Source organism: Cryobacterium sp. TMT1-66-1 (assembly GCF_004403435.1).
GTDB classification, from domain to species: Bacteria; Actinomycetota; Actinomycetes; order Actinomycetales; family Microbacteriaceae; genus Cryobacterium; species Cryobacterium flavum.
In genome coordinates, this window is record NZ_SOGP01000009.1 from 168058 (window position 1) to 185855 (window position 17798).

Consider the following 17798-nt stretch of genomic DNA (forward strand, 5'->3'; position numbering starts at 1 on the left):
GCCCAACGCCGAAGAGACGGCGGCAACCGCGGCCGCTAAGGCCGCCCACCTCGTGCAGCACGGCAAGATCGACCAGGTCGACCTGCAGCTGGAAATGCAGCGCTCCTACCTCGACTACGCGATGAGCGTCATCGTCGGGCGCGCACTTCCCGACGTGCGTGACGGCATGAAGCCGGTTCACCGCCGCGTGATCTACGCCATGTTCGACGGCGGCTACCGGCCCGACAAGGCGTTCTCCAAGTGCGCCCGCGTCGTCGGCGACGTGATGGGCCAGTTCCACCCGCACGGTGACTCTTCCATTTATGACGCCCTGGTGCGCCTCGTTCAGCCGTGGAGCCTGCGGTATCCGCTCGCCCTGGGCCAGGGAAACTTTGGTTCCCCCGGCAACGATGGTGCCGCTGCCCCGCGATACACCGAAACGAAGATGGCTCCGCTCGCCCTCGAGATGGTGCGCGACATCGACGAAGACACCGTCGATTTTCAAGACAACTACGACGGCCGCACGCTCGAGCCGACCGTGTTGCCGGCCCGTTTTCCGAACCTGCTGGTCAACGGTTCGGTGGGTATCGCCGTCGGTATGGCCACCAACATTCCCCCGCACAACCTGCGCGAGGTTGCTGCTGGTGCCCAGTGGTACCTCGACAACCCCGACGCCGGCCGCGAAGAACTGCTCGAAGCGCTAATTGCGCGCATCAAGGGCCCCGACTTTCCCACCGGCGCGCAGATCCTCGGCGTCAAGGGAATTCAGGATGCCTACCGCACCGGTCGCGGCTCGATCACGATGCGGGCCGTGGTGAGCATCGAAGAGATTCAGGGGCGCACCTGCCTGGTGATCACCGAGCTGCCCTACCAGGTGAACCCGGACAACCTGGCGATCAAGATCGCCGACCTGGTCAAGGACGCCAAGATCACCGGCATCGCGGACATTCGCGATGAGACTAGTGGTCGCACCGGCCAGCGCCTCGTGATCGTGCTCAAGCGCGATGCCGTTGCCAAGGTAGTTCTGAACAACCTGTACAAGCACACCCAGCTGCAGGAGAACTTCGGCGCCAACATGCTCGCCATCGTCGACGGCGTGCCGCGCACCCTCTCCCTCGATGGCTTCATCTCGGCCTGGGTTGCGCACCAGATCGAGGTCATCGTTCGGCGCACCCAGTTCCGCCTGAATAAGGCTGAAGCGGATGCCCACATCCTGCGCGGCTACCTCAAGGCGCTGGACGCACTCGACGAGGTGATCGCGCTCATCCGTCGGTCCAACACTGTCGACGACGCCCGCGAAGGCCTGATAGCCCTGCTCGACGTGGACAAGCTGCAGGCCGACGCGATTCTCACCATGCAGCTGCGCCGTCTCGCCGCTCTGGAACGTCAGAAGATCATCGACCAGGCCGCCGAACTCGAACTGCAGATCGCTGAGTTCAAGTCGATCCTGGCCAGCCCCGAGCGCCAGCGCACGATCATCAGCGAAGAACTCGCCGAGATCACCGCCAAGTTCGGCGACGACCGCCGCACCGAGATCATGTTCGGTTTCGACGGCGACATGTCGATCGAAGACCTCATTCCCGAAGAGGAGATGGTAGTCACCGTCACCCGCGGCGGCTACATCAAGCGCACCCGCAGCGACAACTACCGCAACCAGCACCGTGGCGGCAAGGGTGTCAAGGGTGCCCAGCTGCGCGCCGACGACGTGGTCGAACACTTCTTCGTCACCACGACGCATCACTGGCTGCTGTTCTTCACCAACACCGGCCGGGTCTATCGGGCCAAGGCCTATGAGGCGCAGGAATCGGGACGGGACGCCAAGGGCCAGCACGTCGCCAACCTGCTCGCCCTGCAGCCGGGTGAAGAAATCGCGCAGATCCTCGACATTCGCGACTACGAGGTGGCCCAGTATCTGACCCTCGCCACCCGCGACGGCCTGATCAAGAAGACCGCGCTCAGTGAGTACGACACCAACCGCACTGGCGGCATTATTGCGATCAAGCTACGTGAGGGCGACGAGCTCGTCTCCGCGCTGCTGGTCGAAGATGATTCCGACCTGCTGCTGGTCTCTCGCAAGGGCATGTCGATTCGCTTCACCGCCACCGATGAGGCGCTGCGCCCGATGGGCCGCAGCACGTCGGGCGTGATCGGAATGCACTTTCGCGGCGAGGACACCCTGCTGGACGCATCCGTTATCAATGATGACGGCTACGTCTTCGTGGTGACCGAGGGTGGTTACGCCAAGCGCACCGCCGCTGACCAGTACCGCCTGCAGAATCGTGGGGGCCTCGGCATCAAGGTGGCCAAGCTCAACGACGACCGCGGTGATCTGGTTGGCTCGTTGATTGTGAACCCCGAGGACGAGGTCCTTGTGGTTCTTGCCAGCGGCAAGGTGGTACGCTCATTCGTCGCCGAGGTTCCAGCCAAGGGCCGGGACACGATGGGCGTTGTGTTCGCGAAATTCGCGGATGAAGATCGAATCATTTCCATCGCGAAAAACATCGAACGTAATCTGGTCGCCACGGACGAAGAGGGCGCAGCGGTTGCCGATGCCACGGCTGGTACCGTCGACACCAGTGCTGCAGAGGGCACTGCTCCGAACGCGGATTCAGGGAAAGTAGAGACACCGAATGAGTAGCGTCGCCGAAAAGCTCGCCAAGAAATCCACTCGCAAGACCGCGAGCAAGCAGGTTCGCCTCAAACTGGTCTACGTCGACTTCTGGTCGAGCGTGAAGCTGTCATTCCTGGTGGCGGTCTGCCTGGCTATCGTCACGATCGTGGCCACCTTCTTCACCTACACCGTGCTGGTGCAGACCGAGGTGCTGACCAAGGTCGACGAGCTGTACGCGACCGTCGCGGGAGAATCGGCCGACCTGGCCGCCATCCTCTCCATCGGCAACGTCATGGGCTTCGCAGTCGTCGTGGCGGTTCTGAACATGGTTGTGATCACCGCCCTCGGTGCCATCTACGCGGTGCTCTACAACCTGAGCGTTAAAATAACCGGCGGCTTGCTCGTCGGCTTCACGAATAACTAGTTTTTCCGAACGATCGAGGGCTGTTTCTCCCCAAAAACAGCCCTCGCAGCCCGATTCGAGTAATTCTTCCGCCTGGACGGGTGGCTCGATTTCAGGTTCCGGCCAGATTCCGGTAGTCTCTAATCTGCCCAAGAGGGGGATATAGCTCAGTTGGTTAGAGCGCTTCACTGATAATGAAGAGGTCCCAGGTTCAAATCCCGGTATCCCCACGCAGCACCAGATTCACCACTTCTCACCCGCTTCTGCCGGCTTATCCATTCGTGCCGGTCGGGTAATTGGGGCCATAGCTCAATTGGTAGAGCGCCTGCTTTGCAAGCAGGAGGTCCGGGGTTCGATTCCCCGTGGCTCCACACGCAGGTGAAGGGCCCGTCTTCGGACGGGCCCTTCTTTTTGCCCGAGCGTGATGCCTCAGCTCACGAATCTGTTGCCTGCGTGACCGGCCGGCGCCGGGCATCCGCTGGGATGTCGTGTGTACGGCTCCCAGCAGGGCCGTGTCGGCCGCATCCGCCGTTAACGCGGCAGGGCCCGCATCCGGTGGATGCGGGCCCTGCACGAGCGGACGAGCGTCTGCTCTAGTCTTCCTGCCTGGCGGCTGGTTCAACCTCGTCGTCGGCGACCCAGAGCTCGTCGTCGGCACGGAAGGTCTGCCAGACGGCGTAGGCGACGCCTACGGCGGCGACCACGGCCAGGCCGAGGGCGAAGTAGGTTCCGGCTCCGGGGCCCTTGGGTTCGACCACAACCGGCTTCTGCAGACGGAGGCGACCTAATGCAGCGCGCACTCGGGCGTCGCGGGCGACGTCACCGACGGACATGACCGTGCCTATGGCGGTACCGATTCCGGGGAGAACGTCGTTGACGACGCGGCGGCGCACGCCGTCAGCGGCTTCCTGGGTGGCGTTCACGCTCGGGCGAACGTAGTGGTCGTAGCTCTCGCGTACGCGCGGAGCTACTTCTTCGCGAGCAAGAATACCGGCCTGGTGACCGGCCTGACGAGCGAGAACGTTTGCTCGCTCCAGTACTTCTTGCTGGTGGCTCCATAGTTCGTCTGCGCTTTTGCGCAGCCGAGTGAGTTCCTTGCGGCGCTTGCGTGACAGGCTCATCTGGACCCTCCATCGATGTCGTGTGGCGAATGTGTCTCTATCTTGCCACTGAGTGCCCATCTTGCCACTCAATCGCGGAGTTGCCAGCGAATGCACTGGGAGCGCACGGCGGCAATCAGATTCGGTCGAGGTAGCTGTGCAAGAATCGGTGTATGTCTAAGCACACTGCTGTCGCCACCCTGAACACTACCCTCGGACCGATCAAGGTCAACCTCTTCGGCAATCACGCGCCGAAGACGGTCAAGAACTTCGTCGGCCTCGCGACCGGCGAACTCGAGTGGAAGCACCCCGCCACCGGCGTCGCCTCCACCACGCCGCTCTACGACGGCACGATCTTTCACCGCATCATCAAAGACTTCATGATTCAGGCCGGCGACCCGCTCGGCCAGGGCACCGGTGGCCCCGGCTACCAGTTCGATGACGAAATCAACCCCGACCTCGACTTCACCAAGCCGTACGTGCTCGCCATGGCCAACGCGGGAATCCAGGGCGGCCACGGCACGAACGGGTCACAGTTCTTCATCACCGTCGTTCCGACCACCTGGCTGCAGGGCAAGCACACCATCTTTGGTGCCGTTGAAGACGAAGACAGCCGCGCGATCGTCGCCAAGCTTGCCACGGTCGCTACCGACGGTCGGGACCGCCCCCTCGAAGACGTCAAGATTCTGACCGTCTCCGTCGAGAACGTCTAACCAGTACCTCTGCACAGAAAATGAGTGATCTGCCGGCCTCGGCGGCGAATTTTTGTTACCGTCATCCGGGGCGGCAGAGCTTCATTCTGTGCCAGCGTTGCGGCCGCACCATCTGCGCCGAATGCCAGACCCAGGCCGCTGTCGGGGTCATCTGCCCCGAGTGCATGAAGGAACAGCGCAAGAACGCACCCCGCACCAAACCGGCGGTGCTCACCCGACTGACCGCCGGGAAGCCTGCCGTGACGTATTCCATAATTGGAATAACGCTCGTCGTGTACCTTCTGCAGTTCGTTTTCGGCAATCAGATCACCAACTTGCTGATCTACGCAGGCTTCTTCTCCCAGCCAGGCAGTTTTGAACCCTGGCGCATGCTCACCACCGCCCTCGCACACGGCTCTATCTTCCACGTGCTGCTGAATATGTACACGCTGTGGATCTTCGGGCAGCTCCTGGAACCTCTGCTCGGCCGAGGCCGCTACTTGGCGCTGTATCTGCTGAGTGCGCTGGCCGGTTCACTCGGGGTGCTGTTTTTGGCGGATCCCTTCACTCCCGTGGTGGGGGCATCCGGTGCGATCTTCGGCCTGATGGGCGCGTTCCTGGTGATTCAACGCCGACTCGGCGGCAATGCCACCCAGTTGCTCGTGCTGGTCGGTATCAACCTCGTGATCGGGTTCATTCCAGGCCTGAATATTGCCTGGCAGGCGCACGTCGGCGGAATCATCGGCGGTGCGGTGCTCGGCCTCATCTTCGTGCAGACCCGGCGCATCCGTCAGAAGCCCCTGCAGGTGGGGCTGATCGGCGCGTTCGCCGCACTGTTGGTGCTGCTGAGCTTCGCGCGCTTCTTCGTGAGTTAACCGACCGAGCGCTGCGCGAGGGCGAGTTATCCACAGGTCTATCCACATGGGGATAATTACACCCGTGTCATTACCCTTGTTATTACGCCGTGGTGACGCAGCGGTAACGGATCAACGTTCATTGGCCGAACAGTTGGTGCAGGGTCGCCGGGCTAACGCCAGCGCGTGGTCATCAGGAAGCCGATGAAGGCGATCCCGAAGCCGACCAGAATGTTCATGGCGCCAAGCCCCGCAATGGGAAGCTGGCTGCCGCTGACGTAGAACACGATGATCCAGGCGAGGCCGAGGAGCATGAAACCGAACATGACCGGCTTGAACCAGACGGCATTGGGCGCGTCCTCGTTCGAGCGGGCAACGTCGGTGCGGGCGGGCCGGGTGCGGGGATTCTTACGTGCCATTCTGCGATCTTAGCGTCTTCGCCTGTTTGAGTGGATTTGACGCGAGGTCTGGTACCCGTTCAGGTCGGTAGACTCGCACTATGTGTCCCCAGGCCGACGATCCCACCGAGATCGTCACCAAGCGCCCGCGCCGGGCGAAATCAGGCAAAATTAGCGTGCTCGGCGTGCTCGGCGAACTGCTCATCACTGCGGGCGCACTCGTGTTGCTGTTTTTGGGCTGGCAGCTTTGGTGGAATGACATGATCATGGCCAACTCGCAGTCCGATGCTGCCAGTCAGATCAGCCAGGACTGGATCCAACAGGACACGTCGACGCCCGAACCGGTGCCAACGACTGACCCGGCAGAACCGAGTGCAGAACCTGCACCGGTTGGCTACGGAGCACCAATGGTGGCTACCGCTCCGGCCAATGCCCAGGCATTCGCCGTGTTGTATGTGCCACGGTTCGGCGCTGACTATCACCGCACCATTGCTGAGGGCACTGGCCACGACGTTCTGAACAGCAACCGCCTGGGAATCGGGCACTACGACGGCACTCAGATGCCCGGTGGGGTGGGCAATTTCGCCATCGCCGCCCACCGCAGCGCCTTCGGCGGCGGCATGCACCTGATCAACGAACTTCAGCTCGGTGACGCCATCTATGTGCAGACCGCCGACGGCTATTACACCTACCGGTATCGCGATACCGAGTACGTGGCGCCCTCTCAGGTGCAGGTGCTGGCATCCGTTCCGAATAATCCCGACGCCACTGCTGTCGACCGGATCATCACCCTGACCAGCTGTAATCCGTTGTATTCCACCGCGGAACGCATCATCGCCTACGGCGTGTTCGAGTCGTGGCAGCCGCTTTCGGCCGGCGCACCGGCCGAACTCGCACCGATCATCGCAGCCCAGGGCTAGGAGGCTCCCATCTACGCAGCACTGTGGCGCATTCTTCCCGGGCCAATCTGGGTGCGCATCATTTTGGTTCTGATCCTGTTACTGGCGGTACTCGCCGTGCTGGCCACCTGGGTGTATCCCTGGATCGACGGCATTCTCAACAACCAGGAAGCGACGGTGGGCGGCCCATGACCCGTATTCTCGTGATCGACAACTACGACAGCTTTGTGTACACCCTCAATGGGTACCTCATGGAGCTCGGCGCTGAGACCGATGTCGTGCGCAACGACTCTTTCGACAAAGCGGATGCCGCCTCCCGCATTTCCGACTACGACGGCGTTCTGATCTCACCTGGTCCGGGTAAGCCGTCAGATGCTGGTGTGTCCATTGCCGTGGTCGAGGCGGCACTCGAGGCCGAACTTCCGCTTTTTGGAGTGTGCCTCGGGCACCAGGCCATCGCTGAGGCCTTCGGAGCTACGGTGACCAACGCTGAAGAGCTCATGCACGGCAAGACGTCGCTCATCACGCACGACGGCAGCGACTTCTATGAGGGTGTGCCCCAGCCGTTCACGGCCACCCGGTACCACTCGCTCGCCGTCGTCGCGTCGACCGTTCCGAGCGACCTCGTGGTGACGTCACGCACGCAGGGCGGTGTCATCATGGGGCTACGCCACGCATCCGCTCCCATTCTCGGTGTGCAATTTCACCCGGAATCGGTGCTGACCGAGGGCGGGTACCGCATGCTCGGCAACTGGCTGGCCCTGACCGGCCTCGCGGGCGCCCAGGAGACCGCAAAGTCCCTGCATCCCCTGCTGCGCCTCACCTGACGTCTCCTTCTGCACGGGGCCCAAGCCCCGTCCAGAAGGAGCGGGAGGGGGCTAGGAGCCGGCGCAGTAGGTGAGCGTGATGTCCGAGCGCTGGGGGACATCGCCCGGCGCCAGGGACTGCGCCTTGATCGGGGAACCGGACTCTTGGGCGCAGGTGGGATCGGGCTTGGAGACGGGCGCGAGGCCATTGCTGCTGACCAGATCGATCGCGGCGACGAGTGACTGACCGGTGAGATCCGTCAACGTGACCAGTCCGCTCGACACGATGTAGTTGATCGTGTCCCCGGCGAATTGCGCGGATGCCGCTGCCGGGTCGGTGCGCAGGACGACGTCGGTGGCCACGGTCGGCGAGTTCTCAGCGGTGACCGACCCGGAGACGAAACCGAGCGCTTCGATAGCGGCCTGGGCATCCGTTATCGTCTGGTTGGTGACATCGGGGACGACGACGGGCACCGGACCGGTCGAAACGAAGACCTTGATCACGTCGGACGGGTTGACGATGGTGCCGGCTGGCGGGTCTGTGCGAATGACCTGATTGGCGGGTACCGTGGTGCTCGACTCTTCGGCACGGGTGGCAGCAAGATCCAGGTCGAGGAGGGTGTTCTGGGCATCATCGTAGGTCTCGCCGGTGAGCGAGGGCACCTGGCGTGAGCTGTCGGGCAGTTCCACCGAGGGTTGCAGATTCGCCACCCAGATCATGACAGCCACGACAATAACGACGACGCAGACGATTCCGGCCCAGACCCAGATCACGGGAGGGCGACGCTGCGTGCGCACCATGGTCTGGTCTTCGGAGAGCTGTTTGAGGGCCAGGGCCGAGCCGGTGATGGCGGTGGGTGCTGCGCCGAACAATCCAGCGCCGACGTCTTCGCCGGCATGATGGATGGGGATCTGGCCGGACCCGGCGGTCTCGACATCGTTGCGGAACTCGACGGCGCTCTGGTAGCGAGCAAAACGGTCCTTGGCCAGGGCGTGCAGCACGACCGAATCGAGGGCCGGAGACACACGGGGGTTGATCGCGGACGGCTTGACCGGCGTCTCACTGACGTGCTGGTAGGCGACGGCCACGGGCGTATCACCGCGGAACGGCGGGCGGCCGGTGAGCATTTCGAACAGCACCACACCGGTCGAGTACAGGTCGGTGCGTGCATCGACGGACTCGCCCTTGGCCTGCTCGGGGGAGAAATAGGCGGCGGTTCCGAGGATCGCGGTGGTTTGGGCCACGGTCGTGGCGGAGTCGGAGATGGCTCGGGCGATACCGAAGTCCATCACCTTCACCTGGCCGGACTTGGTGATCATGATGTTGCCCGGCTTGATGTCGCGGTGTACGACTCCAGCCCGGTGAGAGTACTCTAGGGCGGTCAGTACCCCGTCGATGATGCGCACGGCCTCGATGGAATCGATCGGACCTTCCCCAATGATGTCCTTGAGCAGCCGACCGTCGACGTGTTCCATGACGATGAACGGAATCTGCGAGTCGTGGCCGGACTCATCGGTGACGGTCTCTTCGCCGGCGTCGAACACGCGCACGATCGTCGGGTGAGCCATGCGGGCTGCGGCCTGGGCCTCCTGACGGAAGCGGGTGCGAAAGGCCGGGTCTGCCGCAAGGGTCGACTTCAGCAGCTTGATCGCCACCGTGCGGCCGAGCCGGGAATCGGTGCCGATGTGCACGTCGGACATACCGCCACGGCCGAGCAGGGCGCCGACGCGATAGCGACCCGCGATCAAACGACCAGAGTCAGGCACTACAGCACTCCCCACAATCAGACACTGTATTCGGGACGGACACAGTGAGCGCTACTTTACCGCACGGCATGAGGGAGTTACTCCGTGACAGCTGGGTCGCCCGTGACTTTCACATCGACCGTGGGCGAGAACTCGGAGCTGACCTGACCACAGAAGTAGCGGAACTTGACCTTGAAATTCTCGGTTCCGGCGGTGATGGTGCCCGTCGTCGTTTCCGCGTTGGTCGGGTTCGCCGACGTGATGACGGCGGCACCGCCCTCGGTGGCGATTTCGTAACCGGCCAGGGTTTGGCCGGCCGGGCAGGTCTGCGCGTTCCAGCTGACCGTGACCGTACCGGCGGGGGCCGCAGGCGAGGGCGTCGCCGTCGGGGCCGACGTCGGCGTGCTCGGCGTTGCCACCGGGCCATAGACGGTGAGGACCACGGTGGTGCCAGCCGGAACCGGACCGGTGGGGTTCACCCGGTAGACCTTGTCGACGTTGTCACTGGTCTCGGCGGCATTACCATTGGCGATGTCAGCCACGAAGCCCATGTCGACGAGCAAAGCTGCGGCTTCGGCGCTTGGCTTGCCGACGAAGTCGTCGGGGTTGACCGAGGTGTTGGTGGGGGTCGGAGTGGGTGTCGGGCTCGGAGTCGGTGTGGGAGACGGCGTGGGCGTGGTCGAGGGTGTCGCCGACGTCGCTGCCGGCACCGGCGTCTCGTTGTTCTGGGTGAACAGCGCGATGAGCGTGCCGGTGAGCACGATTACGAGCAGGGCGACGAGCGCGATGAGTGGCCAGGTCCACTTGCTGCGTTTCTTCTTCTCCGCTTCGGCGGCTGCTGCAGCGGACGCCCGGGTGATGGGGGAACCGGTGGCCGGAAGGATGGTCGTGGCTTGGTCGTTTCCGGCGCCGGGCATGAGCATGGTGGCGCTGGTGGCACTGAGCCCGCCCAGAACGGATGGCACGGCCACGGCAGCCGCGGCCACGTCACCACGACGCAGAGCGGATGCAGCGCGCGCCAGGTGGGCAGCCGACGCCGGCCGGTCGGCCGGGTTCTTGGCCAGGCAGGCGAACACCAGGTTGCGCACCGGCTCGGAGACGGTCACCGGGAGGTCAGGAGCGATCTCATTGATCTGTGCCATGGCGATGGCGACCTGCGACTCGCCCGTGAAAGGACGTCGGCCGGCGAGGGACTCGTACGCGACGATGCCGATGGAGTAGATGTCGGTGGTCGGTGACGCCGGGTGGCCGCTGGCCTGCTCGGGTGAGAGGTACTGCACGGTGCCCATGACCTGGCCGGTCGCGGTGAGCGGAACCTGGTCGGCGATGCGGGCGATACCGAAGTCGGTGATCTTGACCCGGCCCTCCGGCGTGATCAGCAGGTTACCGGGCTTGATGTCGCGGTGTACGAGACCGGCGGCGTGGGCAGCGTGCAGCGCGGCCGAAGTCTGCGCGACGATGTCGAGCACCTTGTCGGTCGGCAGCACGTGCTCGCGCTCGAGGATGGTGGACAGGGCTTCGCCGGGCACGAGTTCCATGACCAGGAAAGCACTGCCGTCTTCTTCGCCGTAGTCGAAGACATTCGCGATGCCTTCGTGGTTGACGAGAGCGGCGTGGCGGGCTTCGGCGCGGAAGCGCTCGAGAAAGCCCGGGTCGCCGAGGTACTCGTCCTTCAAAATCTTGATGGCGACGCTGCGTCCGATGACGAGGTCGGTGGACTTCCACACCTCGCCCATGCCGCCAATCGCAATGCGCGATTGCAGCTCGTATCGTCCCCCGAAGGTGAGGCCTGCTGTGGGTCTCATTTGTTAAGCACCGCCTCTAGTACTTTCTGTGCGACAGGTGCGGCAAGTTTGTTGCCGAACCCGGTTTGTCCTTCTCCCCCGCCGTTCTCGACGAGAACGGTGATGGCATACTGCGGGTCGTTCGCCGGTGCGAAACCGGTGAACCACAACGTGAATGGATCGGTTGATCCGTTCTGAGCCGTGCCTGTTTTTCCCGCCACGTCGACCCCGTCTATTCTTGCATTGCTTGCAGCGCCATCCTGAACGCCGTTGATCATCATCGCGGTGATCGTCGCGGCAGTTTCTTCGCTCATCACCCGTCCGAGTTCGACCGGTTTGAAGGTTTCGATGGCGCTGAGGTTGGGCGCGAGAATTTCCTGCACCAGGTTAGGGGCCATTACGACGCCGCCGTTGGCGATGGCGCCGCTGACCATGGCCATCTGCAGCGGCGTTACCTGCACGTCGAACTGGCCGAACGCCGACTGCGCGGTCTGCGGATCGTCGAGCCCACGCGGATACACGCTCCCGGCGACGTTCATGGGAATGCTGTAGCTGCTGTTGAAGCCGAATTTCTCGGCTGTCTCACGAATAGCGGTGTCACCGAGTTCGACGCCGAGTTCGGCGAACGGAATATTGCAGGACAACCGGAGCGCTGTGGCCAGGGTGACCGTGTCACCTGCGCCGCAGGTGCCCCCGCTGGAGTTTTCGATCTTGCTCGTGGTGCCGGGCGCCGTGTAGACGGCCACGTTGGGAAAGGTGCTTTCCGGGGTGTAGTCGCCCGATTCCAAGGCCGCTGTGGTGACGACGAGCTTGAACACCGACCCGGGAGGGTTGAGCGAATTGATCGCCCGGTCGATCAGTGGGTCGCTCGGATCGGCCAGCAACGCTTCGTAGCTGGCCGTGACCTCGGCATTGTTGTGCACGGTGAGCAGGTTCGGGTTGAAACTCGGCTTGGACACCATGGCCAGGATACGGCCGGTGGCCGGCTCGGTGACGACGACCGATCCGGTGTAATCGCCGAGGGCATCCCAGGCGGCCTGCTGGGCTATCGGATCGATCGTGACCTCGACGGCTGCGCCCTTCGGGTCCTGGCCGGTGACCAGGGCGCTGATCTTGTCAAAGAACTGCGAGTTAGAGGTCCCGGTGAGTTCGGCGTTGAGGGCGAACTCGAGGCCGGTCGGTTCGCCGTTGATCGGGATATACCCGGTGATCGGTGCGTACAGCTCTGGATTGGTATAGGTGCGCAAGAATTTGTAGTCGTCGTCGGCCGGCATCGACTGCGCGATCGGTTCCCCGGCCACGAGGATGGCGCCGCGCTCAACTTGGTAGCTGTCGTAGAGCGTGCGGGTATTGCGTGGGTCGGCCGACAGATTGTCGGCCTGGAAGGCCTGCACGACCGAGGTCGAGCTGAGCAGGGCGACGAACATCAGCATCACGACGATGCTGACGCGCTTGAGTTCGCGGTTCACTTAGACCACCAGCCTGGGTTGGTTGCGCACGGTGTCGGAGAGCCGCAGCAGCAGGGCCGCGATGATCCAGTTGGCCACGAGCGATGAGCCGCCGGCGGCCAGGAACGGCGTGGTCAGACCGGTCAGCGGAATGACCCGGGTGACACCGCCGATGACGATGAAGCACTGCAGTGCAACGACAAAGGCGAGGCCGACAGCGAGGAGCTTGCCGAAGTCATCCTGTCCGGCGAAGCCGATGCGGAAGCCCCGAGCCACGAACAGTAGGTAGAGGGCGAGGATGCCGAACAGCCCGGCGAGCCCGAGTTCCTCGCCGAGGCTCGCGATGATGTAGTCACTCTGCGGTACCGGAGTGATTTCCGGGCGGCCCTGGCCCCAGCCGGTGCCGAGCAGCCCACCTTTGGCGAGGCCGAACAGGCCCTGCACCAGCTGAAAGCTGCCCCCCTTCGCCTCGTAGACGTCTGGATTCAGAGCATCCAGCCAGTTGGTGAACCGGCCGTTGACGTAGTCCAGGGTCTGGCTGGCCAGTAGCGCGCCGCTGAGAAAGAGACCTATGCCCAGGATGACCCAGCTCAGTCGACCGGTGGCGAGGTAGAGCATGACCAGGAACAGGCCGAAGTAGAGCAGGGCGGTGCCGAGGTCGCGCTGAAAGATGATGACTGACATCGACAGGGCCCAGACGATGAGAATCGGTCCGAGGTCGCGAAAGCGGGGAAACCGGGCGCCGAGAAACTTTTTGCCGACCATGGAGAGACTGTCTCGGTTGCGCACGAGATAGCCGGCGAAGAACACGGCGAGGGCGATCTTGGCGATCTCACCGGGCTGGAAGGTGCCGAAATTGCCGAAGCTGATCCACACCCTGGCGCCGCTGATCTCCTTGCCGAGGCCCGGAACGAGCGGCAGAAAGAGCAGGAGCACACCGACGAGACCGGCAATGTAGGTGTACCGAAACAGCACGCGGTGGTTGCGGATGACCAGCAGCACGACGATGGCACTGAAAATAGCCAGGGCACTCCAGACCGTCTGGCGCACGGCCGCGCTCTCCCAACCGCCCTGGTTGTCGGCGATATCGATGCGGTAGATCATGGCGATACCGATGCCATTGAGCACCGTGGCGATCGGCAGGATGAACGGGTCGGCATCGCGGGCGACAAAGCGCAGCACGATGTGCAGGGTGATCACCAGGGCCGACAGGCCGGCGCCGAGCAGCACGAGGGTCGGGTCCAGCTCGCCGAGGGCACCGAGTTGTACGAGCACGACCGCGCTGGCGTTGATGAAGCACGCGATCAGCAGCAGGAACAGTTCGAGGTTGCGCAGTTTCTGCGGGAGGCGCAGGCGACGCACCGGCTCGGTCGCCGCCGGACGCGCCGTTTGAGCGGATGCCTTACTCAACGATGGCCCCCTTCAGTCGCTCGATGATGGCCAGGGCGTCGTCCAGTGAACCGGCATTGATGGTCTGTTCCACCTGCTGGCGGTCATAGACGCGCAGGTCGGACAGGCTCAGCTCGGTGTCTTCGTAGACGCTGGACAGTTTGATCGGACCAATGTCCTGCTGCACGCCCTGATAGATGGCGACGTTCGAACCGTCGACGCCCACGTAGTAGCGGGTCTGGGTCCACTGGTAGCCGATGATCGTGGTCGTGACGATGCTGAGCACCAGCAGAATGACACCGACCAGCCAGGTGACCTTGCGGCGGCGCGCGCGGCGGGCATCCTCTTCGATCAGTTCGGACAGGTAATCCTGCGAATCGGGCTCGAAGTGGGTTTCCCGCACCGGGTGCAGGCGCAGGGCCGGGATGCGCAGGGCACGGTTGCGGCCCGGTTCCTCACCGAAGGCGAGCGGATTCGCGGCGGAACCGACGATGACCGGGCTGTCTGTGCGCGCGGAGCCGTCGCCCGCGCCGATGTCGACGATGACCACGGTGACGTTGTCGGGGGCGCCGCCGTCGAGGCTCTCCTTGACCAGCAGGTCGGCGACATCCTGCGCGCTGGCACCGCTCGCCAGAGCGGAGGCTATGGCGGTGTGCGAGACGACGCCGGTGAGGCCGTCGGAGCAAAGCAGCCAGCGGTCGCCGTCGATCGTGGCCAGAATCGAAGTGTCGATTTCGGGACTCGCCTCGACATCGCCGAGTACGCGCATGAGCACAGAGCGGCGCGGATGCACCATGGCCTCGGCCTCGGTGATGCGCCCGCTGTCAACGAGGCGCTGCACGAAGGTGTGGTCGATGGTGATCTGGGAGAGTTCACGCTCGCGCAGCAGGTAGATGCGCGAGTCGCCGATGTGGGCGATCGCCACCTCGTTCTCAAGCACCACGATGGCACTGACCGTCGTGCCCATGCCGGTGAGTTCGGCGTGTTCGAAGACCGTCTCGGCCAGCTGGGCGTTGGCACCGATCAGGGCGGCCTGCAGAGCGAATTCGGCGTCCTGCGCGCTCGCATAGTGCTTGTCGGCCTCGATGATGCGTTTGGTGGCGATCGACGACGCGACGTCGCCGCCGGCGTGGCCACCCATGCCGTCGGCGACCACAAACAGGCTGCGACCGGCGTACCCGGAGTCCTGGTTGTTGGAGCGAATCTTGCCGACGTGAGACGCGGCTGCGCTATGACTGACCGTCGCCATGACCTACCGCCGAAGCTCGAAGCTGGTGGCGCCGATCTTCACGGTGGCGTTCAGGGGAATTTTGGTCGGCACGGTGACGCGGGAGCCGGCCAGGAAGGTGCCGTTGGTGGAATCCAGGTCTTGCAGCATCCACTCGTCGTTCCAGAGCATGAGACGCGCGTGGTGCGTGGAGGTGTAATCGTCGCGGATGACCAGGCTGGAGTCGCTCGAACGACCGATGGTGATGGTTTCGGCGCCGAGCGGAAACTCCGTGCCGGCCTTCGGGCCGCTCGTGATGACCAGGCGGGTGGTGTTCTGGGCAGTCGCCCTTCCCCCGTCTGCCCCTGAATTCCCGCCCGCCGGGCTGGCGCGCGCGACGGGCGGCGTGAAGGCGTCAGCGGCAGCGGGGGCAGCGACGGGGCCGGGGACGGCGGCGGGAACAGCGGATGCCGGGAATGCGGCGGCGGGGGCGGCGGCATCCGTTTTCATCTTGCGCACGCGCTGGCCGAACAGGTCACTGCGCAGGGCGTAGACGATGCCGAAGATGAACATCCAAAGCAAGAGCAGAAAACCGATGCGCAGCACCAGCAGGGTCAGTTCGCTGACGTTCATGTGTTCGGCCCCCAGAATCCGCCCATATCGTGGCGTTCGGTGGGCGGGTCGGCCGGCGGCGCGGCGCGCGGGTACTCGCGGGAGTCTGGTGAGGCCTGGGCGAGCACGCGGAACACGATGCGGGTGCGACCGATGGTGACGACCGAGTCGGGCTCGAGGATGGCCTGGCTGACCGGGGCGCCATTGAGCTGGGAGCCGTTGGTGGAGCCGAGGTCACGCACCTGGGCGCGCGAGCCGTCCCAGAGGATTTCGACGTGGCGACGCGAGGTGCCGGTGTCGTCGACGGTGATGTCGGCGTCGGAACCACGGCCGATCACGGTGCGGGCCTTGACCAGGGGGTGCCGGGTGCCGTTGATGTCGAGCACCGGGCTCCAGGCGACGTTGCTCTTGACCGAGCTGGAGTCGATCTGCACCATGCCCTCGCTGAGGCTGCGGTCGTCTTGCAGAGTGATATCGATGCCGCCGGTGAACTGGTAGCGCTGCTCGGTGCCGTGCTTTTGCACGAGGGCGGTGAGCTCGTCAATGAGGGTGACGCCGAGCGCGCTCATGCGGGTGTAGTCGGTGTGGGACATGCGCACGGTAAAGCGATTGGGCGCGAGGATGCGATCCCGCGCGACGACAGCGGCCTTGGTGTCGAGCTCACGACGCAGCGCGGAGGTTATTTCCACCGGCTGCAAGCCCGATCGAAAGGTCTTGGCGAACGCTCCGTTGACGGCGCGCTCCAAGCCTTTTTCAAAGTTATCCAGTATGCCCACAGGTCTCCCGATCCGGTCCGTTTGGCTATGAGCATGTTACTTGTCTCGGGCGACAACCCACCTTCAGGGCGCAAACGGCACGAACAGCCATACTACCCGCGGAGGGTCCCGGACCGAATTCGGGGCCCATTATGGGCATTCCGTGGGTATTTTTCGGTAGGTGGCGGGGAGCGGATGCTGCGCGGCCGTTTCGGGCGGTGGCATCCGTTCTCTCCGAGGCTGGCCGAGGCGGGCATCCGTTGTGCCCGCGCCCGATAGGCGGGCTCTCCTGATGGTCGCGCCCGATACCGGTGGGCGCTGCAGTAATTACCGGCGCGGCTACCAATTTCGGGCGCAGTCATGGCTGCGGGGGCCGAGATTGGGCCGATTCAGCCCCCGGACCCGCGCGGCGCGCCGTCGAATGGCGCTGACCCCCCTCGCAGTGTTAGCATTCCTAAGTTCGCGCGAGTGGCGGAATTGGCAGACGCGCTGGCTTCAGGTGCCAGTGTTCGAAAGGACGTAGGGGTTCAAGTCCCCTCTCGCGCACTGTGGGTGTTTCAGGAAATTGAAGTCTCGTTTTCATGAAATCCAAGCGAACAGGCCGGTTGAGTAGAAATACTCGACCGGCCCTCGGTTTTTAACGGTGTTGGCTGGGCCGATCTGGTCGGTTGAGGCGGAGTTGCCCGTTTAAATAGGAAAAGGCCTGCGGGCGGGCAGGCTGAAGCTTTCGGTGCGCGGGTGGTTGGTACTGGAGTGGGTGGCGGCCGTTGTTACTGCGGTGGTGCCAGGGCCGGTAGGGCGCTGTGGGCGCTTAGCGGTGTTCCGGTGGCTTCTTTGCGGCGGCGTTCGCGGTAGAGCTTCTCGCCGAGGTCGAGTTCGGCGGCCTTCACGAAGAAGTCATGGGTTTTGCGGAGGTTCGAGGAGACGGCGGCGAGTGTTGCGGCGAGGTAGTTAAAGGTGAAGCTTGGATTCCATCAGTGGGCAGTTCCGTGGCCGCCTATGGGTAGCTTGTCATGGCCGCCGACACCCGTCCCTTCTCGTCATGGCTGACAAGAAAACGGTACGGATCAGGTCGGGGGTGGGGCCAGATCAGAATGCAACAAACTTCAAAACTG

15 protein-coding genes and 3 tRNA genes are annotated in these 17798 nt (G+C 63.8%); 9 read left to right on the plus strand and 9 right to left on the minus strand.

Annotation, left to right across the window (positions count from 1 at the left end; translation table 11 throughout):
* Positions 1-52: 52 nt before the first annotated feature.
* The 4 genes from gyrA to E3T29_RS06675 all read left to right on the plus strand — a co-directional run bounded on the left by gyrA (position 53) and on the right by E3T29_RS06675 (position 3364).
* Positions 53-2617: a DNA gyrase subunit A gene (gene gyrA / locus E3T29_RS06660; RefSeq protein WP_241987705.1), complete on the plus strand. Its 2565-nt coding sequence runs from the start codon at positions 53-55 to the stop codon at positions 2615-2617.
* Entirely contained in the window at positions 2610-3014 is a 405-nt protein-coding gene (locus tag E3T29_RS06665) for a DUF3566 domain-containing protein (RefSeq protein ID WP_092338380.1), read from the plus strand. Before gyrA ends, E3T29_RS06665 begins: the two co-directional genes overlap by 8 nt.
* A 135-nt stretch (positions 3015-3149) precedes the next feature.
* Positions 3150-3223 (plus strand) — tRNA-Ile (locus E3T29_RS06670).
* Positions 3224-3291: 68 nt separating this feature from the next.
* Positions 3292-3364, plus strand: a tRNA-Ala gene (locus E3T29_RS06675).
* Between the two features lie 222 nt (positions 3365-3586).
* Here E3T29_RS06675 and E3T29_RS06680 read toward each other — a convergent pair.
* A complete protein-coding gene (locus tag E3T29_RS06680; RefSeq protein WP_092338382.1) occupies positions 3587-4114 on the minus strand; it encodes a hypothetical protein in 528 nt (175 codons plus the stop codon).
* A 152-nt stretch (positions 4115-4266) separates the two neighbouring features.
* Here E3T29_RS06680 and E3T29_RS06685 point away from each other — a divergent pair, with 152 nt between their 5' ends.
* Together E3T29_RS06685 and E3T29_RS06690 are read left to right on the plus strand one after the other, a co-directional pair.
* Complete coding sequence (locus E3T29_RS06685) at positions 4267-4806, plus strand: peptidylprolyl isomerase (protein ID WP_134344759.1); 540 nt, start codon at positions 4267-4269, stop codon at positions 4804-4806.
* 20 nt (positions 4807-4826) lie between these two features.
* On the plus strand, positions 4827-5660 hold the full coding sequence (locus E3T29_RS06690; protein WP_092338386.1) for a rhomboid family intramembrane serine protease: 834 nt from the start codon (positions 4827-4829) through the stop codon (positions 5658-5660).
* Between the two features lie 152 nt (positions 5661-5812).
* On the opposite strand, the gene E3T29_RS06695 is transcribed toward E3T29_RS06690, so the two are convergent.
* Positions 5813-6058 carry a cell division protein CrgA gene (locus E3T29_RS06695; protein ID WP_092338388.1) on the minus strand — a complete coding sequence of 82 codons (246 nt, stop codon included), beginning with the start codon at positions 6056-6058 and terminating at the stop codon, positions 5813-5815.
* Between the two features lie 80 nt (positions 6059-6138).
* On the opposite strand from E3T29_RS06695, the gene E3T29_RS06700 reads away from it, so the two are divergent.
* Together E3T29_RS06700 and E3T29_RS06705 are read left to right on the plus strand one after the other, a co-directional pair.
* A complete protein-coding gene (locus tag E3T29_RS06700; RefSeq protein ID WP_241987680.1) occupies positions 6139-6957 on the plus strand; it encodes a class E sortase in 819 nt (272 codons plus the stop codon).
* Between the two features lie 167 nt (positions 6958-7124).
* Positions 7125-7763 (plus strand): aminodeoxychorismate/anthranilate synthase component II, encoded by a 639-nt coding sequence (locus E3T29_RS06705; RefSeq protein WP_092338390.1) that lies wholly within the window; start codon positions 7125-7127, stop codon positions 7761-7763.
* Positions 7764-7814: 51 nt separating this feature from the next.
* On the opposite strand, the gene pknB is transcribed toward E3T29_RS06705, so the two are convergent.
* The 7 genes from pknB to E3T29_RS06740 form a co-directional block, all read right to left on the minus strand.
* Entirely contained in the window at positions 7815-9509 is a 1695-nt protein-coding gene (pknB, locus tag E3T29_RS06710) for a Stk1 family PASTA domain-containing Ser/Thr kinase (RefSeq protein WP_134344760.1), read from the minus strand.
* A 77-nt stretch (positions 9510-9586) separates the two neighbouring features.
* Positions 9587-11293, minus strand: a complete 1707-nt coding sequence (locus E3T29_RS06715; RefSeq protein ID WP_134344761.1) for a protein kinase — start codon at positions 11291-11293, stop codon at positions 9587-9589.
* Positions 11290-12741 carry a penicillin-binding protein 2 gene (locus tag E3T29_RS06720; protein WP_092338396.1) on the minus strand — a complete coding sequence of 484 codons (1452 nt, stop codon included), beginning with the start codon at positions 12739-12741 and terminating at the stop codon, positions 11290-11292. The genes E3T29_RS06715 and E3T29_RS06720 overlap by 4 nt, the downstream gene beginning before the upstream one ends.
* Positions 12742-14130 (minus strand): FtsW/RodA/SpoVE family cell cycle protein, encoded by a 1389-nt coding sequence (locus E3T29_RS06725; RefSeq protein WP_134344762.1) that lies wholly within the window; start codon positions 14128-14130, stop codon positions 12742-12744.
* Positions 14123-15358 carry a PP2C family serine/threonine-protein phosphatase gene (locus E3T29_RS06730; RefSeq protein ID WP_092338400.1) on the minus strand — a complete coding sequence of 412 codons (1236 nt, stop codon included), beginning with the start codon at positions 15356-15358 and terminating at the stop codon, positions 14123-14125. The genes E3T29_RS06725 and E3T29_RS06730 overlap by 8 nt, the downstream gene beginning before the upstream one ends.
* Before the next feature lie 3 nt (positions 15359-15361).
* Positions 15362-15949 carry an FHA domain-containing protein gene (locus E3T29_RS06735; protein WP_092338402.1) on the minus strand — a complete coding sequence of 196 codons (588 nt, stop codon included), beginning with the start codon at positions 15947-15949 and terminating at the stop codon, positions 15362-15364.
* Positions 15946-16704, minus strand: coding sequence for a DUF3662 and FHA domain-containing protein (locus E3T29_RS06740; RefSeq protein ID WP_104089973.1), 759 nt, complete (start codon positions 16702-16704; stop codon positions 15946-15948). Before E3T29_RS06740 ends, E3T29_RS06735 begins: the two co-directional genes overlap by 4 nt.
* 441 nt (positions 16705-17145) lie before the next feature.
* On the opposite strand from E3T29_RS06740, the gene E3T29_RS06745 reads away from it, so the two are divergent.
* Positions 17146-17229, plus strand: a tRNA-Leu gene (locus E3T29_RS06745).
* Positions 17230-17798 lie beyond the last annotated feature (569 nt).